Source organism: Psychromonas arctica DSM 14288, from assembly GCF_000482725.1.
Classification (GTDB): Bacteria; Pseudomonadota; Gammaproteobacteria; order Enterobacterales; family Psychromonadaceae; genus Psychromonas; species Psychromonas arctica.
Genome location: NZ_AXWP01000001.1, coordinates 406,186 through 424,198, shown reverse-complemented (window position 1 = coordinate 424,198; position 18,013 = coordinate 406,186). Strand labels below are relative to the sequence as shown.

The window sequence follows — 18,013 nt, the reverse complement described above, 5'->3', positions numbered from 1 at the left end:
ACTTTAAATAAATAGACTTTAAGTTGATATGTGTTGACATTTGGTATGTGTTGATATTTGACACTATAGTTGATATAAGACTCATATTATCACTTAATATACATCTCTAAATGGGTATTTATGGCCGAAACGATGACAGAGGCACTATCTTTATCAGTACAACATGTAATGTTGTCTCCTGATAGTTCACAGTTAACATTAAAGGTTTTTCAAACTGAATCAGTGATCTCTGTTGAGGATATTGTTCGTCTATTACAAAATCCTACACTACCACGCTATAAACTCAATATCGATGGCGTTAATAAAGCTATCGCCGTTTTTACTATGTTGCGTGAAGGATTAGGCGAAAGTGAGCAAGAACAAAGTATCGACTTCCCACCTATTGCGATAGCCAATAAAGTAGATGCCATATTACATATAGATATAGATAACGATAAAATGAGCGCTTACGCCAGAATTACAGTCGCCTATGGGGGGAAATCAATCACCTTAGAGGATATAAAAAAGCGTTGTGAGCAATTAGATATTAAGTTCGGCCTATCTACGCTGTATATAATTCAACTATTAGATATTTGCAGACATTCCTACCCTGGCAGAATATATACATTAAAGATAGCTAAAGGCCTGCCTCCTATTGACGGAACCGATGCTCAGTTTAAACAATTAGTCAGCACCGATAATCATCGTAAACCTGCTCCTACTATTCTGCCAAATGGCAAGGTTGATATGCTTAACCTTGGTGAGTTTATCACCGTTGACGTGGGTGCTGTGTTAATGCAAAAAACACCTGTTTATTTAGGAGAGCCTGGTAAAACAGTAACCTCAGAAACAGTACCGCAGCAACAAGGCATAGATCATCCTTTTGTCATAAATGACAATGTGCAAATTAACCCAGCTGACCCGCTGCAATTAATCGCGACTAAATACGGCGTACCAATCGAAAAACAAGGTTTTATTAGTATTGATGATGTACTGCTATTAGAGGAAGTCACTAACAAAACAGGTCATGTTGATTATAACGGTACCGTAGTGATCACTGGCGATGTAGAAAAAGGGATGAATGTTAATGTGCGAGGTGATGTAACAGTAATGGGAAGGGTTGATTCTGCTCATATAACCTGTGGTGGTGACTTAACCGTTCAGCAAACTGTTATTGGTTACCATAAAAATACTGAAGAAGAACAGTTTAGTTGTGAAATCAATTGCCAAGGTAATTTCACAGGCACTCTTGCGCAATATGCTCGTCTCAAAATTGGTAAAGATTTGTTGTTAAGTACTCAATTAATTCATTGTGATACTGAGTGTGATGGTTCAATTAAAGTACATAATAAGTCATTAACAAAAGGGTCGATTATTGGTGGGCTCACCAAAGTAAAAAGTAACATAATAACGGCAATAATAGGTACAAGTGGTAGCACAAAAACGATCATAGAGTTGAAGGGTGATGTATCTAATTTAGAAAAAGTGAAAGACGTTCAGTTACATGATTTACAGTTAGTAAATAATTTTTTAGATAAATTTAAACAAGCAGATAAAAAAGCAGATGCGATATTGAGCATCGCTGAACGTAAAAAAGCAAAGCGTCAAATTATGCTAGAAAAACAGCAGTATCGAGATGCGAGCGATCGAATTCAAAATGAGATGGCAATAACTAAATCCGACATCGAGGCAAGTTACAACTCCTCTTTTATTACAGCAACTAGAAAGCTATTTAGTGATACCACGGTGTCATTTGGGAATCAAACTTGGTGTAGTAATGAAGAATATGGGCCAAGTACGGTCTCATTATTTGATAAAAACCTACGCATATCACCTTATGAAGCTAGCTAGAATTTATTTCCTATCAACCGGAACATATATTTATATGTCATATTATGCTTATAAACATACAAAATTAACAATATCATTCTTTAATCCCTTAAATTTAGCGTTCCCCCTCTAGCACCGTAAGCAATTACAGGCTAAAATTCTTGCCATTATTTTTCCAGACAATCATTTTAAGAAAAAAGAGAGCATTCAGATGGGAAGAGCATATCAAAACAAAAAAGAGTCTATGGCTAAAACTGCAGGCGCTAAAACTAAAGTTTATTCTAAATACGGTAAAGAGCTTTATGTAGCCGCTAAAAATGGCGGCTTTGATCCAGAGGGTAATCTAACACTTCGTCGTTTGATCGACAGCGCTAAAAAAGACCAAGTACCTGCTCACGTTATTGAACGTGCTATTGAGAAAGCAAAAGGTGGTGGCGGTGAAGATTACGAACGTGCTAGTTATGAAGGTTTTGGCCCCGGAGGTTGCTCTGTCATTGTAGACTGTTTAACTGATAACGGTAACCGCACATGGACTGATGTACGTAACTGTTTTAATAAAACAGGTGCTAAAATTGGTTCACCCGGCACAGTTGCACATATGTTTGAACACCAAGCTGTATTTGTATTTGCAGGTGAAGATGATGAAGCCGTTTTAGAAGACCTTATGATGGCTGATGTAGATGTCGTTGACGTAGTCAGTGAAGATGGAAAGATTTCCGTGTTCTGCCCTCACACAGAGTTTAACAACGCTAAAATCGCATTGCATGCGAGTTACCCAGATGTAGAGCTTGAAGTTGAAGAGATCACTTACGTACCACAAACAGATACTGAGATAACAGAAGAACATGTCGAGAAATTCGAGAAATTTATCGAGATGTTAGAAGATTGTGACGATGTACAAAACGTATATCATAATGCAGTTTTGCCAGAGTAGTTATTAACAGTTACAGACTCTGATAAAATCGATTAAACCACACTCTGTGTGGTTTTTTTATACCTGTGATCTAATACTAACTCCGCTAATTAACTGCTCAACCTTGTTGGTTGAAATGATGCATTTTTCCTGCGTAATCTTTGTTCACATAATTAATGGGTTTGCTATCAATTAGTCGAGCACATTTTTTGCATAAAAAATGCCACTAAATAGTGGCATTTTAATAACTAACGAATAGTCGTTTAATGGACCAACGGTTTAACCATTAATTAATCAAGTGTTTTCAATTGTCTTTCATATTTATCGAACTGAGCTGTTACTTCAGCTGATGGTTCATCAGTGAATAAACTCACTGCTACGATAGAGATAGTAGCAAAAATCACCCCTGGTACAATTTCGTATAAATCGAATATACCACCAGATAACTGTTTCCAAAGAACAATTGTAATCCCCCCCACTAACATACCTGCGATAGCACCACTTCGGTTCATACGTTTCCAATATAAGCTTAAGATAAGTACCGGTCCAAATGCAGCACCGAATCCAGCCCAAGCATAAGAAACAAGGCCTAATACAGAGCTATCAGGCGACATTGCGAGATACAAAGCAAGTAATGAAATAAACACGACACCTAAACGACCTACCATTACAATTTCACTCGACGTTGCATTAGGTTTGATCAGTTGTTTGTAGAAATCTTCAGCTAAAGCAGACGAAGAAACTAATAATTGTGAATCAGCAGTACTCATAATAGCTGCTAAAATAGCCGCTAATAAAATACCAGCGATAACAGGATGGAAGATAGTGTTCACTAATACCATGAATATTTTTTCGTCATCTTCAAGGCCGCCAGTTAATGAGTTGTTCATATACAACATACCCACTAAACCAACTAATACCGCACCAGTCATTGATAATGCAGTCCATATCACAGCGATACGACGTGCAGTGGTTAAGTCTTTATTACTGCGTGTTGCTTTAAAACGCGCTAAGATATGAGGCTGTCCAAAATACCCTAATCCCCACGCAACTAAAGATACAATTGCAATCCAAGATAAAGGCTCACCATCAACACCATTCCAAATAGATAACAGCTCAGGGTTAATTGCATACAAGTCAGCAGATAATTGATCCACCCCACCGTTCATCGCTGCAATTGGCACAATTAATAATGCCGCTGACATTAATAAACCTTGCACTAAGTCAGTCCATGCTACCGCTAAAAATCCACCAAATAGCGTATATGAAACGACGCAGACAGTACCGATAATCACAGCAACCGTATAATCCATAGAGAATACTGTTTCGAATAATTTACCACCGGCCACTAGACCTGAACTAGTATAGAAAAGGAAGAACATAAGGATAAAGAAAGCCGCTAAGCTTTGCACTATTTTTGACTTATCAGCAAAACGACGTGATAAGAACGCTGGTAAAGTTAAAGAATCGTTAGCCGTAATACTATAAGTACGTAAACGTTTAGCCACGATCAACCAGTTTAACCACGTTCCAGCTAATAAACCGCCTGCCAGCCATAATGATTCTAAACCAGCAGCATAGGCATAACCTGGCAAACCTAACAACAACCACCCACTCATATCCGATGCACCTGCAGATAATGCTGCTGGCCATGGTCCTAGGCGGCGTCCACCTAGGAAGTAGTCCTTCGCATCAGAGGTACGCTTATAAGCATAAATACCAATAGCTAACATCATGACGAGGTACACCATAAATGTTGCTATTATAGTAAAATTATTTTCTATCATAGATCACTCCGTTTTTGATCATTAATGCTCTCATTGCTCACCGCAACCTAAAGCTAATAAAGTAGCGTTACCACCTACCGCAGTGACATTTGTCGACAACGTTTTTTCGGTAATAAAGCGTAATACTAAATGTTGATCTCGTACTGTTGGTAACAGTGCTAAATCCGTTTCTGCAATTAATTGAGCAATTTGTCCTGTTCGAGCTGCTAACGCTTGATTCAAACTAATTGCCTGTGCCTCATTACCTACATAGCCAACACCGGCAATATTAGGGTCTGAAATGATAGCCTGTAATGCTTCCTTTTCGTTTACGATGAACACGGGCATTTCAACACCAGATAATGAACAAGCTTGCTGTAAACTCGCGACAATTTCCTTATTATTAGAGTTAGATATTAATAAAACACTATTACCTGCAATTAATGCACAGTTTAATAGCCCCACTAATGCAGGAACGGAGGAGTCCTGTTCCATCATCATCAAAAATATGCCCCGACCAGAGGTGCTCAGTATATTGCTCTCCCCCGTTGGCCCTGGCATCATTTGCGATTCTGCGATTAACGAAACAGCTTGGCGATTATGAAATTCAATCACGTGTGCCGGCGTATCACCAATATTTGGATTATCTTTTAAACGCTCACCCCACTGGGCAGTGATCCCTATGCGTTGATGTATATTGATATCATTCCATGTTAACCATGATTTTTTTGCTTGCTTGATCATTACAGTTACTGATTCTGACATGGTACTTTCTCCTAACATGAACTTACGATTTGTTGAGTAAAACGATGTAAATAACGTGGACCACCTGCTTTAGGGCCAGTACCAGATAGACCTTGGCCACCAAAAGGTTGTACACCTACTACGGCTCCTACTTGATCGCGGTTGATATAACAGTTACCCACTCGGCTCATTTCTGCGATATGTGTATAAGCTCTTTCATTTCGGCTATGCACACCCATCGTCAAACCAAAACCAGTGTTATTAATCTGTTCAATCACGTTATCTAATTCAGCCGCTTTGAAACGGATCACATGTAAGATTGGCCCAAACTGTTCTTCACTTAATTGCCCAAGATTATCAATCTCGATCGCTGTAGGTGAAATGAAGTCACCTTTTGCACAACTGTCATTTAAAGCCACTTGTGCTAATAACTTATGTTCAGCGGTCATTTTTTTAAGATGCGCATTGAGTTTGTCTTTTGCTGTTTTATCAATAACAGGTCCCACATCGGTGCTATGAAGATAAGGTAAACCAACGGCAAGTTCTTGCATTGCTCCCTTAATTAATTCAATAACACGTTCTGCAACATCTTGTTGAATAAATAACACCCTTAATGCCGAACAACGTTGCCCTGCAGAAGCAAAAGCTGAACGAACAACGTCACGAGCAACTTGCTCTGGTAATGCAGTACTATCAACAATCATTGCATTCTGACCACCCGTCTCTGCTACAAAGGTAGCCGGTAATAATGGGCGTTTAGCTAGATTGCGGTTAATCACTTGCGCAGTCCCCGTAGAGCCTGTGAATACAACACCCGCAATACGATGATCAGCGGTTAGCGCAGAACCAATTTGGGCACCATTACCGGTTAATAATTGGATACTTTGGCTAGGGAATCCAGCTTCAAGCATCAATAAAACAGTGCGTACAGCAATTAACGAAGTTTGTTCTGCAGGCTTTGCAATCACTGTATTACCAGCCACTAACGCGGCACCAATTTGACCGAGGAAGATAGCTAACGGGAAGTTCCAAGGGCTGATGCAAACAAACACACCTTTACCTTGATGGCGAATTTGTTGCGTAATGCCATCAAAGCTGACATCTGTTTCAGCATTCGAGAAGTTATCAACGGCTTGTTGAGCATAATAACGACAGAAATCTACTGCTTCTCGTACTTCATCGATACAGTCATGAATTGTTTTACCTGCTTCATGGTGACATAAAGCAATTAACTCAGGCATATTCGATTCAAGTAAGTCAGCAAGTTTATACAAGTACTGAGCACGTTGCTGTACTTCGGTATTAGTCCACTCGGGGAAATATTGATGTGCAGTTGTTAGTGCTTGTTCAATCATCTGGGTTTCAGAAAACACAACAGACCCAACACTAATCGTACGGTCGTAGGGAGCTGTACATTGGTAAACGTCTGTTTTCTCAGTAACATCATTGTAATGAGTCCCATCAACAATCGGCCCCATTTTCCAAAAATGGCCTGTGAATGCTTCCACTTTTTTCTCAAAAGGAAGTGCTTCGCTTTCTATGTCAATATTTACACTGAACGAGTTTTTACGATCAGGGAAAATAGCAGGCGGTAATTCAATTAAACTATTATGCAATGATTGACGCTTCAATAATGTTTCAACAGGATGCTCAATAAGTTCAGCAATAGGACAATCAGCGTCAACTAAACGATGTACAAATGAACTGTTTGCGCCATTTTCTAATAAACGTCTCACCAAATAAGGTAATAGATCTTTGTGGCTCCCTACTGGGGCATAGATACGTACATTACTATTAGACATGGTCATTACATGGTTATATAACGCATCTCCCATGCCGTGTAATCTTTGAAACTCAAACTCTTTGTGAGTCGACATCGAATTGATAGCGGCTATCGTGTGTGCATTATGGCTAGCAAATTGCGGGTAAATAAGGCCCTTAACATGTTCGCATAAAAGAAAACGTGCACAGGCTAAATAAGAAACATCAGTTGCTTCTTTACGCGTATAGACAGGATAAGCCGGGTAACCATTTTGTTGAGATAATTTTATTTCACTATCCCAGTATGCCCCTTTCACTAAGCGTAAAGGAATAACATCACCTTGGGATTTAGCTAATGCAGCCAACCAAACTAAAACAGGTAAAGCACGTTTACTGTAAGCTTGCACCACAATACCGAACTTACCCCAGCCTTGCGTCTTTGGATCTCGGTATAATTTTTCAAATAATGCCAATGAAAGCTCAAGACGATCCGCTTCCTCTGCATCAATCGTTAAGCCAACATTTAAAGCACGTGCTCTTTCTATTAAAGATAACACCGAGTCAAACATTTCAGTCATCACGCGTTGTTTGTTAGCTGGCTCATAACGAGGATGTAACGCAGATAATTTAATCGATACCGTCGCGGCATTATTAGCCTGATTTTTATTAATAGACTTGCTGCCTACTGACTCTATAGCGGTTAAATATGCAGCGTAATATTTTTTGGCATCACTGGCAGTTAGCGCTGATTCACCAAGCATATCAAAGGAATAACTGCAGCCTTTGTTAGTAAACCCTTTACCGTTCTTTTGTGCTTCATCGATATTGCGGCCCAATACAAACTGGTGCCCCATTATTTTCATCGCTTGATGCATGGCTTTACGAATAACAGGCTCAGACATTTTATTAACCAAGCTATTAACAACATTGGTTGTACTATTGGTTCTCGTTTTCTTTAAATTAACAATTTTACCCGTTAATAAAAGACCCCAAGTTGAGGCATTTACAAAAATAGAATCTGATTTTTTAAGATGAGATTTCCAGTCAGCAACACTGAGTTTATCTTTAATTAAGGCATCTGCAGTTGCTGCATCAGGAATACGCATTAATGCTTCAGCTAAACACATTAATAAAATACCTTCTTTGGTATCTAAACTGTATTCTAGTAATAATGCATCAATCATCTGCACAGCATTTTTATCTTTACGCACACGCTTAATCAAATCCGTCGCATAATCTGCCATCGTATTTGATTCATCTTTAGATGGCGTAACAAGTGGTATTAATTGCTTTAAACAAGCAGACTCATCAACCATATACAATGGTGAAATATGCGCCCAAAGCGTTGCTAGCTCTGTATTTATAAAATCTTTGTGCAACACATCCGTTGCAATAAATGATGACATACCCAACTCTCCTAAAAGTCATAACACCTGTTAATGTTATGTTATGCAAATGTAACTAAGCACGGATAGTATTGGTAAAAGTTTTTAAGTTCTTACCTAAAACTACGATTTATATGTCAAAAAGTACGATCGATTTTTTTTTGTGACCTGAGTCATGGAAAATTATAATCCAGCTTTATAAAAAAATGATTAATTATGCGCGGATTTTAGCTATAAATAGCATTTATGCCCTCTGCTATAGTTATATGTTCTTAGCTCGAACATTAAGGTCAGGTTTAACCTGATGACTTTTGAAGTGGTGATTGACTATAAAGAATTGCAAGAGCCCCCCTCCCTACTTCTAAGCCAGTAAAGGCATCCGTTGAGGTAGAGAAGTTAATTAGTTTGAAGTAAAAAGGTTGTTGACGTTATTTCGATGGTTGAATTATTAGCGGTACCGAGAAGGAGAAGTTCCCTGAAACTTAGTGAAGGTGTGAGTAAAACTGCTTTGATTAGCAAAGCCACTGGCACTGGCGATCATCGCTAATGTCAAAGAGCGGTCTTCTAGTAGCTGTTTTGCAAGATTCATTCTCACTTGCATGATGTATTGATGCGGGGTCATGCCCATTTGTTGCTTAAATAATAAGTGAAATTGACTTTCTCCTAAGAACACACAACCGGCTAGCTGAGCGACACTGATCTTAGTGGTAATGTGTTGAATAATAAAATTATCAATCACTTCTATATTAATGCGATTCTTTTTACTTAGGTCGGTTTTAATATGACGCTGTAATAAAGCAATGATTGTATTTTTACATGCTTCTGCCACCAATATATCATCAGGGGCTTGGCGCATCTCTTTTACTAATAACTGTAATAGTATTTGAAACTGGGTATCTAATTTAAAATATTGATTAGAATGAATCAAAGGTTGAATATGTTGAGCGGTATAATTATCTAATTGAGACTCAGTGGGTAAATTTAGTGTTAATATTTCGGCAAAGCCTAAACCATTAAAAGCATGATCAGATGAGGCAGTCACCACACATCCCTGCCCTGGTATAATAATATTCTGCATACCTTCTATGCTAAATTCAGAGTTACCATTTAATGCAATCACTAATTGATGATGATCGTGGTCATGATGCTGTATTTCATTGGGTAAAGTTATGACTTCAGCCGGTCGGATTAAAACAGTTTCAATTAGATTCATAACTCACTCCTTGTAATGCGTAATATTAAAAATCCAAATATAAAAGCGAAATGTTGAATTACCTAATAAAAAAATTATATTTTTGAACGACTGTCATTAAGTGGTCATTTATTAGCAATAAAATGAGCGGTTGTTAAGCATTTTCAAAAGCTAGCTAACAACCAGCAACTTGTAACTGATAATTTATGATTGATGATTGATGATTGATGATTGATGATTGATAACAAGTACAAATCGAATTCATTGTTGTGCAACATGACATTACTAATAAAATTGTATACAGATTGATAAAATGGACATGAACAAAAATCAAAAGCAGTAAATTGATAGGAAGGTTAAAACGGGTTAATTAGAGTATGCAAAATGATAGAGGCTAGTGACACAAAGTAAACGTTTTATATCAACGAACAGGGGCAACTGACATCCAATCAGCCCTCAAAATAAAACACTGCCGGTCTCAAACGATTATGCTGCTAGGTAGACATTGCCCGATTGTAAAATTTAATCATTGTTGTATAAATTAAGAAAACCTTTAACACTAAAACCATTCAAGAACTGGTCGCCTATTTTCAATACAGGTACACCTCGGTATCCCGTTTTTGCAAACTCTTTTTGGCCAGCAGCACTTTTAACATCAACTAATCTAAAGTTTATTTTTTGTTGCTCAAGGTATTGTTTAGCTGTTTTACAATGAGGACAATTTGCCATCGTATATAATGAAACACGTTTCATTTTAGGGATTCCTTCGGTTCAAATAATAGGTGCTTAATTTGAAATTAAAACGCCTGTGAACATGCAATGAAGCATGGTGACGGCACCACTATAAACACAGGCGAAACTTGTAAGAACGCACATAAATAACAATCAAATGTGTAAAATTATTTGCGCTTTATGGTCTAATGACCGCAACCTCCTTTTGCATGTGCATGGCCGTGTGATAACTCATCTTCAGTTGCCGCACGTACGCTGACTACTTCAATGGCAAATGTTAAAGTTTTACCGGCAAAGGGATGGTTCAAGTCGCAATCTGCATTAAAACGTCCTACTTTAACGATGGTGACTTCTTGTTTACCCTGGTTAGATTCAACCACAGCAGTCATACCAGCAGTCCATTTCTTTGCACCTTGTAAGTGTTTAATCGGAATGCGTTGTAACGCACCTTCACGACGTTCACCATAAGACTCTTCAGGAGATAAGGTTACTTCAAATTTTTCACCAACTGTTTTATCTACAAAGGCTTGCTCCATTTTTTCAAATAGACCACCGCCGCCGTGTAAATAAATAAGCGGATCATTACCGTTACTGTCTTCTAATAACTCATTACCTTCTGTTAAGCGATAATGGAATTCAACGACACTGTTTTTAGCTATTTGCATTTTATATCCTTGTTAATTTTTTTGTTACTAAATAATTGATATTGATTAATTGTTACTAAACTACTTTACTAAACTATTGTCACTATGCTTTTTTACTAAGCATTTTTTACTAAACATTTCTTACTAAGTAATAGTTGTTCTGCTAATAACACTTAATAGGTTTAATTGAATAGTTCAACCACGGCCACAGGAATTTGGTGGGCTAAAATATGCTCTTGCTTAATGGTTTTTTTATGTTCACAAATTGTAACAAACAAAGTTTGACAATCTTCTGATAACGTTTTACTTTTCAGGTAATTAACTGATTGAATTTGATTATAAAAATCTTTTTCAATGCCGCTAATGTTGAAGGTTTCAAGCGACTTTGCTTGAACCGTCAAGATTTTATTCGCACCGCTACTTAAAGCAATTTCTAATCCTTTAGGGTCTACATCCGCAAAACATAATAGCTGATGTGAAGCTGTAAATGATCGAAAAAACGCATAGGCTTTATGGGTGCTTTGTATTGCTTTTTGATCACCGCGATACAGCCATAAAGCATTTTTTAAATGTGCTGCATTATCCATGAAAGCTAAATGTTTTAAATTAGCCATTACCGCTAGGTTTTCAACCAGCACAATATATTGATGTTCTACACTGTTAATTTTAGAGGCATTAACATATAAACCCAATGAAGAAATCGAACCTACCTCTATCTCCCGACCATTGAGCTGTAGTGTTTGTAAAGCGTTAACCAACACAAAGTCATTACTGACGGAGAAGGCATTAAATTTTTCATTATTATGGCTCAAAGCGTTATCGACACGCGTACTTTTATCCGGAAAGTGCTCAAAAAGCAAATCAATGTGTAACTCTCGTTGCACTAATTCAATGATAGCTGCCCTATCTTGTTCAGTATAAAACCACCACCCATCTTGAATACGCCCAAGACGATGAGTATCAACCATCCAACGGCAACTTTGGGTTGCTTTCACGGCACCGAGATCGGCGCGAAGATGCCTTGCAAAAAAATCATATTGTATTTTATTGAAATGGGAATGACTCATTCTATTCAGCTATTCATTATCGTTATTGCGCTTAGCTCTTTAGTTCAAGCAATGTCACTAATTATTAGCTTGAGAACTTCGATTCATATGGAATTTAATTGTTTACCTTTACAACAATATCACTGTACGACCAATTATGGGAAATACCCTGTAATTGCTGACCCTTAGGGCGAATATCTATCAATGCTTGTTGTATATTAGTTAATTTGCAATAACTACTAAACACTAATTCAACCCAAGGTGTCGGGTCGATATGCTGCTGTTCGCTGTGCCATTCCGGTAACGCTTGTTGCCAATATTTTATAGCAGAAACGGGGTTACCTGTGGTAATTGCTTGCTCAAATAAACGTTCTGTTTGCTCTTCGAAATAATCGTAACTGAAACTCATTGCAACATTAGCAATCAATTCAACTTCTGATGTTTCACGTGCATTAGGCTTAACTACTGAACTCAATTTACGCAGTGATTGCACAATTTCAATTAATGCAGTTTCATGCGCTGTCTCTTTAACATTGATATACGACTTAATCGGCATAGGCGCAGCAAAACGCAATGGTTTCGGTAACGTTTTGTCTTCAAACACCTGTTCATTAATTTCAAATTCAGGGTGTTTGTGAAGATACCGTGCCATATTGCGTAATAGGCTTGCCTGTTTTTCATCGCGTCTTAATTTAAATAAACTTAAGCGCATGCTATCAATGATGTAACGTAACCTTGGAAGGGTCTGATTAAACCAATAGATGAAACCACTAATTTTACGAGCCAGTTCAACCGGGCAAGCCCAATTCATCCATTCATAACAGGTTTCAGGGTCAATCTGTTGCAACTCAGTTAATAGCTTTTGTGCATAGGTTAAAGCACGTTCGTTTTCACGAACCTTGGCGCTAATAGTAGAGACAAAACCAAACTGACTAGAAATGGCATAATGCATATTATCTAAGCTGACATTTAAGTTATCTTTTGCTTCATAAAGTAGATCATCAAATTGATCTAAGTAATATTCTGCGTCCTCTTGTTGGTCACCAATCACTGATAAACGGTAGTCGTTGACAGTATCTTCCAATACATCAATCACTTTACCCATATCAGTAAGTTGACGATAACTACTTTGTTTGCGCATTAATCGGTTTAACATGCGTTTTAGTTCAGCACTAACACGATAATCACCGGGTTCATCGTCCGGCCTTAATAAAGATTTTTTATGTAAAGCAGCTATTTTACGTGCATCACCGCCATCGCCTTGTATCGATCCGAATACATAGGCTTCAGCAAGCAATTGGTCGTTTGAACCAAGTTGACGTAATAACTCCGCAACATCTTTAGTATCGTAACCAGCCATTAAAACAATAACTCTTCTTGTTGTTGCTGTTCCGTTTCGGGTAACTCTATACGCTCTGAGTCATTCAAAAACTCAATCAACAAATAGATCAAATCAAAACGAGCCGTCGCAAAATAACGACTACTTCCAGCATTCTTACGCACAAAATACCCTAACTCTTCAAGCTTATGAAAAACAAACACTAGCTGTTCGCGGCTTTCTAACTTATTGGTTTTAAAAGGCCGTATAGCAGTTAAATGACGCAGTTGCTCACGTAACGTTTGATCATGTTCAAAGGGATCAAACAGTTCATTAATATTAATGATTGATTTAGCGTGGATCGGTAAATCAGTTTGGCTGGCAGTCAGGATAAGCTCTAAGAATTCCACTAAAGGACGAAACATACCTCTAATATCAGTAAATAAAGTAGTCAGTTCGGCACTATTATTGGTATCCACTTCGTTAAAAGTACAATAATAGGCATCGGCACTGTCTAAGTACGTTAAATCACGATCTAAATTAGACAAAAAATCTGAGACACGATCCTGATTAGATTGAGCCTGTAAAAATAGGTATTCGTCGGCAAACCCTGTTTCACAAATGACCGCTCCTGTTAGTAGTTGCTGAACAGTTTGCTTAAACATTTTGTGGCTCCTTTGTGATCATATCTATATCAGTGCTTGATGCCGGCTGTTTACTCTCTGTATTAGTCTGCTCACGTTTTTCTTGTGTACTGACATTAACGCTTACGTCTGTACTTGCATTGTCATGTACTTGGCTATTGAGCTGTTCGGCTACTTTTTTACGTTGTAGCAACAATTCATCTAACCGAGAAGTTGGAATATGCGCATGAAAAATCTTATTATCTTTAATCTTATAATGACGTTGATATAAAGACAAAATATGCCTATCTGTAGAAGGTGAAGCTGATAGCATAGTGATCGCATTATCGTTAAACATGGTCAATAATAGGTCGATATTTTCTGCAGCAAGCTCACCTAATTCATCCACCGGTAAAATAATTTGTGTTTTTGCATCACTTTCACCTCGTAACATACCCAAAATACCCGCATATAAAGAAAGCATTGCTAAGTAGGATAAGCCAGTAGAACTGATTTTTTTCAATTGTCGCGCATTACGAGCATGTTTTAGTTGCCCTTTTTCTGAGATAGTAAACTCTATATCAAACAATTGGTGATGTGCTAATGCAAAACCATCGCTGGGTAGATAAGTAGATAATTTTTGCATCGCGACAATTAAGTCATCGGGAATATCACCCACCCCTTCTCGTAAATCATCACGATACTTTTCAAACAACTTTGCAAATTGTTGTAATGGGCCCCAATAATCAAGTTCTTCTTGTTTCATCACAGTATTAACATTAATGTCCGCTAATGCTTCGAAGTGAGCCAGCTTAGTTACGTTGCTTGATAACTGTTTGCCAATACTTTTGATACGGCGCGCAAAGTTTTCTATATGCTGATAAAACTCATTGATCATATTCGCATTGACTGTGACTAATTGATAAGTATTCTTTTGCTTTTGAGCGGCACTGCTTAATAAATCAGCAATTGGATGCTGGTACTTAAATAGACTACGAGCGCCTTCATAAATATCATTATCGGACACTAATTTGATCCAGTTTTCATACAATTCACTGTTGGCATTATGCTTAGCAAAGGCAGTATTAAACTGGGTAATTTGACTTTGTAGTCGTTTATCAATGGTTTTAAATTGTTTTATCCAATCGCCACAGAATGTCACGGTTAAATCGGCACTGTTATGCGGTTCAGATTCACTTAACGACGCTTCGATACCGTATTGCTCACACTCTCGTTGCGCTAACCCTAATTGTAATAACAGATCGGCATCGTCATTTAATTGTTGCGATACTTTCTTAAATTGTTTCTGTTGCTCACTGATTAAATTGTTTTTTTCAATTTTTAAATCCGCTAAGCTATTTTCTAAACCACGCTTTTGGACTTCTCGGTTTTGGTTTTTTTCAACTAATTGGTCACGATGCACATAACGTTCATTCATAAACTGCTGGTATTCACGGGCTTTACGCGCCCACACAGCACACTGTTCTAGTTTTTCAATTAACTCTACACGTTGTTTAATGCGCTTATCGACTTCACCATCAGGATCTAACTCTTCTAATGCCCGATCGCGTTGTTGCTTATAATCTTTTTGTCGTGTTTTAGCGCTATCTTTAATAGATGCTAACTGCTCTGCTAATTGCTCTAACTGGCTATCTCTATCGGATTCAATGACCATCCGTTGATCAAGCATTTGATTACTCAACTCAAAGCGTTGCTCTTGCTGCAATACTTTAAACTCTTCAAGCTTAGTATGTTGATTCTTAATTTGTGTCGTGAGCTTTTTAATATTGTCTTCAAACGCTAATGCCGCTTGTTTTAAATAATGTTGCTTTTTAAGCTCAAGATTTTCTTGTTGTACTTTGAATTGTTGGCGTTTTAATTCTACTTTTTGTAAATTTTGTTTACGTTCGCTGATTAAAACCTGTTGATTAGCTATTTGCTTCGTCAATTCATTAAGTTGAGACTCTAGATCTGTTACCTTTTTAATCAACGTTGCAATTTTTTGCTCTACATCACTTAATTTTTCTCTAAGTTCGTTTTCATTAAGTTGTAAATCATTGTCTTGCAGCTGATCTAAATCTATTTTCAATCCAAATAAGGTTTCTGCGCTATCCGCCTGAGAAACCCATTGAGGATTAAGATCTTTACGTGCTAACTGTTGAGCAGATAACACTCGTCCAATATTGTTTTTCCAACCTACCGCGTTTGGCTCATTGCTTAAAAAATGTTGAAGCGAGTTAACTTCTGGTAAGAGTTGTAGCTGCAATTGCTGGCGTGACTTTTTGACATCTTCAAGCTGGCGATTATGTTGTTTATGTTGCTCTAAGAGTTGAATACGTTGTTTTTCTAGCGTATTTAACTGATCATTATCAGAGCTTAATACCTGTAAGCAGTCACTCAAGTTATCTTTAACTTCTGACATACTGACTTGGTTTACTTCAATCTCAGCCCGTAAGCTTGCTTCAACGGTAATATTTTTCTTCGCTAACTGTTCCATTTTAAGCTGGTTTTGTAGCGTTTGCAGGTCCATATTTATTTTTAAAAATGACTCGTTAAGTTGTTCATTTAATTTACTTAACTGCCCTTGATAGTTTTCGGACACGACTGATAGTTGTAGGTTAGATTGCTCTTTAATATGTGAGACTTGCTCATTATTACGCGCTTCATCTTGTACTTTTTGCAAGGTTAACGATTGTAACAATGACTCAAACTTAGCTTGGACTTTATTTAAATTACCTTCAAATGCTTCAATAATTTCATTTACATCATTTAATGCTTGTTGGTAACGCGGTGCATTATCGGCTTGTAATTGATAACTCGCTGCGTCATTTTCATCAAACTTTAATTTATCGTCATCTAACAAATCAATACGGCTTTGATCTGCTTCTATCTTTGCCGCTATTTGGCTTATTTCAGTTTGCAGTAGCAGGCTTTGTTCTTTTAACTGTTTATCTAGGACCGTTATTTGATCTCTAAAGCGTGCTTTTTGATCACTACGTTGTTGTTGTAACTCAGTGATATTTTGCTGGTGCGCTAGCATTTCCGCATGCAAATGCTGCAGCTTAATCAATAAACTGTCTAACTGCGTAAAATCTGTTTGCCATAACGCAATTTTATCACTTACTTTTTGAATAGAGCGGCTAGCTTGGATGTCAGCTAACCATAAACTAATATCTTGTTTATTAAGGGTGATTTGTTCTTTTTCTTGCCCCACGCTGCGCGCGATGTGATCACTAGCGATAGCCACCAGCATTTGTTTAACCGCATCAAAGTCTAGATTTTTTTCAATCGTACCGTTCACTACTTTGTCTAGATGAGGAGTCGCTAAATCACTGAATGAGAAACGATTTTGTAATTGACGAACCTCTTTAACTTTACGACCACTACGTAAGTTTTGAATTACTTGTCGGTATTTATCAACGCCTAAATAGTTAGAGCATTCAACACCTAAATTTCGATAAGCTCTTTCAACTTCAGAGACGGTCAACGGGAAATGATTTTCACCAATAAATAATCCACTTTCAAAACCACTATCAATGAATTTAAATTGCACTCCGCGCCCATCTGAACTGGCAAGTGCCATACATGTTTGACCACCAGGTCGTTGGTATTCATAAACCAACATACTCGAGTCTCTTGGCAAATAATAATCAGCAAAGTTTTTAGCTTGATCCACTTTACTAACTATTTCACTGGGTCTCATACCATAAAAAAGTGGTAGTAAACGCATCAAAGATGTTTTACCAGCACCATTGGTACCTTCAAGTTGTGTATGACCAGATAAGTCTAATTCGTTAACCTGCCCTTTCCAAAAGCTATCGATAATAATAATGCGTAATAATTGATAGGCCTGTTCTGCCATGGAAAATCCTTGTTAACTTTAATTATAAAAACGTTTGTTTATGAAGCAGTCATATTTAAATGAATAAATACAACCGAAAAAACAGTGAAACTTATCTTGCTTAATAAGGTTTGTCGACCAGTTTCAAGCAACACTTCGTATTAATCTCTGTAAATGCAGAATATGTAACCAATACGATTGTTACTAGATTAAGAATCTGGTTTATTCAAGCTAATTAT

12 protein-coding genes are annotated in these 18,013 nt (G+C 37.5%); 2 read left to right on the top strand and 10 right to left on the bottom strand.

The genetic code is table 11. The features are described from left to right. Positions 1–120 precede the first annotated feature (120 nt). Together H592_RS0101795 and H592_RS0101790 are read left to right on the top strand one after the other, a co-directional pair. Positions 121–1,830 carry a flagellar assembly protein A gene (locus tag H592_RS0101795; RefSeq protein WP_028867231.1) on the top strand — a complete coding sequence of 570 codons (1,710 nt, stop codon included), beginning with the start codon at positions 121–123 and terminating at the stop codon, positions 1,828–1,830. Positions 1,831–2,020: 190 nt separating this feature from the next. Then, positions 2,021–2,743, top strand: coding sequence for a YebC/PmpR family DNA-binding transcriptional regulator (locus tag H592_RS0101790; RefSeq protein WP_028867230.1), 723 nt, complete (start codon positions 2,021–2,023; stop codon positions 2,741–2,743). 269 nt (positions 2,744–3,012) lie between these two features. On the opposite strand, the gene putP is transcribed toward H592_RS0101790, so the two are convergent. The 10 genes from putP to H592_RS0101740 all read right to left on the bottom strand — a co-directional run bounded on the left by putP (position 3,013) and on the right by H592_RS0101740 (position 17,795). Next, positions 3,013–4,509 (bottom strand): sodium/proline symporter PutP, encoded by a 1,497-nt coding sequence (putP, locus tag H592_RS0101785; RefSeq protein ID WP_028867229.1) that lies wholly within the window; start codon positions 4,507–4,509, stop codon positions 3,013–3,015. A 30-nt stretch (positions 4,510–4,539) separates the two neighbouring features. After that, complete coding sequence (locus H592_RS0101780) at positions 4,540–5,253, bottom strand: hypothetical protein (RefSeq protein WP_028867228.1); 714 nt, start codon at positions 5,251–5,253, stop codon at positions 4,540–4,542. Between the two features lie 11 nt (positions 5,254–5,264). Next, entirely contained in the window at positions 5,265–8,399 is a 3,135-nt protein-coding gene (gene putA, locus H592_RS0101775) for a bifunctional proline dehydrogenase/L-glutamate gamma-semialdehyde dehydrogenase PutA (protein WP_028867227.1), read from the bottom strand. Between the two features lie 427 nt (positions 8,400–8,826). Next, positions 8,827–9,591, bottom strand: a complete 765-nt coding sequence (locus tag H592_RS0101770) for an AraC family transcriptional regulator (protein WP_028867226.1) — start codon at positions 9,589–9,591, stop codon at positions 8,827–8,829. Between the two features lie 501 nt (positions 9,592–10,092). Then, entirely contained in the window at positions 10,093–10,323 is a 231-nt protein-coding gene (locus tag H592_RS0101765) for a glutaredoxin family protein (RefSeq protein ID WP_028867225.1), read from the bottom strand. A 164-nt stretch (positions 10,324–10,487) separates the two neighbouring features. Beyond that, positions 10,488–10,967, bottom strand: a complete 480-nt coding sequence (locus H592_RS0101760; protein ID WP_028867224.1) for an FKBP-type peptidyl-prolyl cis-trans isomerase — start codon at positions 10,965–10,967, stop codon at positions 10,488–10,490. Between the two features lie 161 nt (positions 10,968–11,128). Continuing rightward, positions 11,129–12,013 (bottom strand): DUF7281 domain-containing protein, encoded by an 885-nt coding sequence (locus H592_RS0101755; RefSeq protein ID WP_037070693.1) that lies wholly within the window; start codon positions 12,011–12,013, stop codon positions 11,129–11,131. A gap of 94 nt (positions 12,014–12,107) precedes the next feature. Beyond that, positions 12,108–13,352 (bottom strand): hypothetical protein, encoded by a 1,245-nt coding sequence (locus H592_RS0101750; RefSeq protein ID WP_028867222.1) that lies wholly within the window; start codon positions 13,350–13,352, stop codon positions 12,108–12,110. Then, entirely contained in the window at positions 13,352–13,975 is a 624-nt protein-coding gene (locus tag H592_RS0101745; RefSeq protein WP_028867221.1) for a hypothetical protein, read from the bottom strand. Before H592_RS0101745 ends, H592_RS0101750 begins: the two co-directional genes overlap by 1 nt. Continuing rightward, positions 13,968–17,795, bottom strand: a complete 3,828-nt coding sequence (locus tag H592_RS0101740; protein WP_028867220.1) for an ATP-binding protein — start codon at positions 17,793–17,795, stop codon at positions 13,968–13,970. The genes H592_RS0101745 and H592_RS0101740 overlap by 8 nt, the downstream gene beginning before the upstream one ends. Positions 17,796–18,013: the final 218 nt, after the last annotated feature.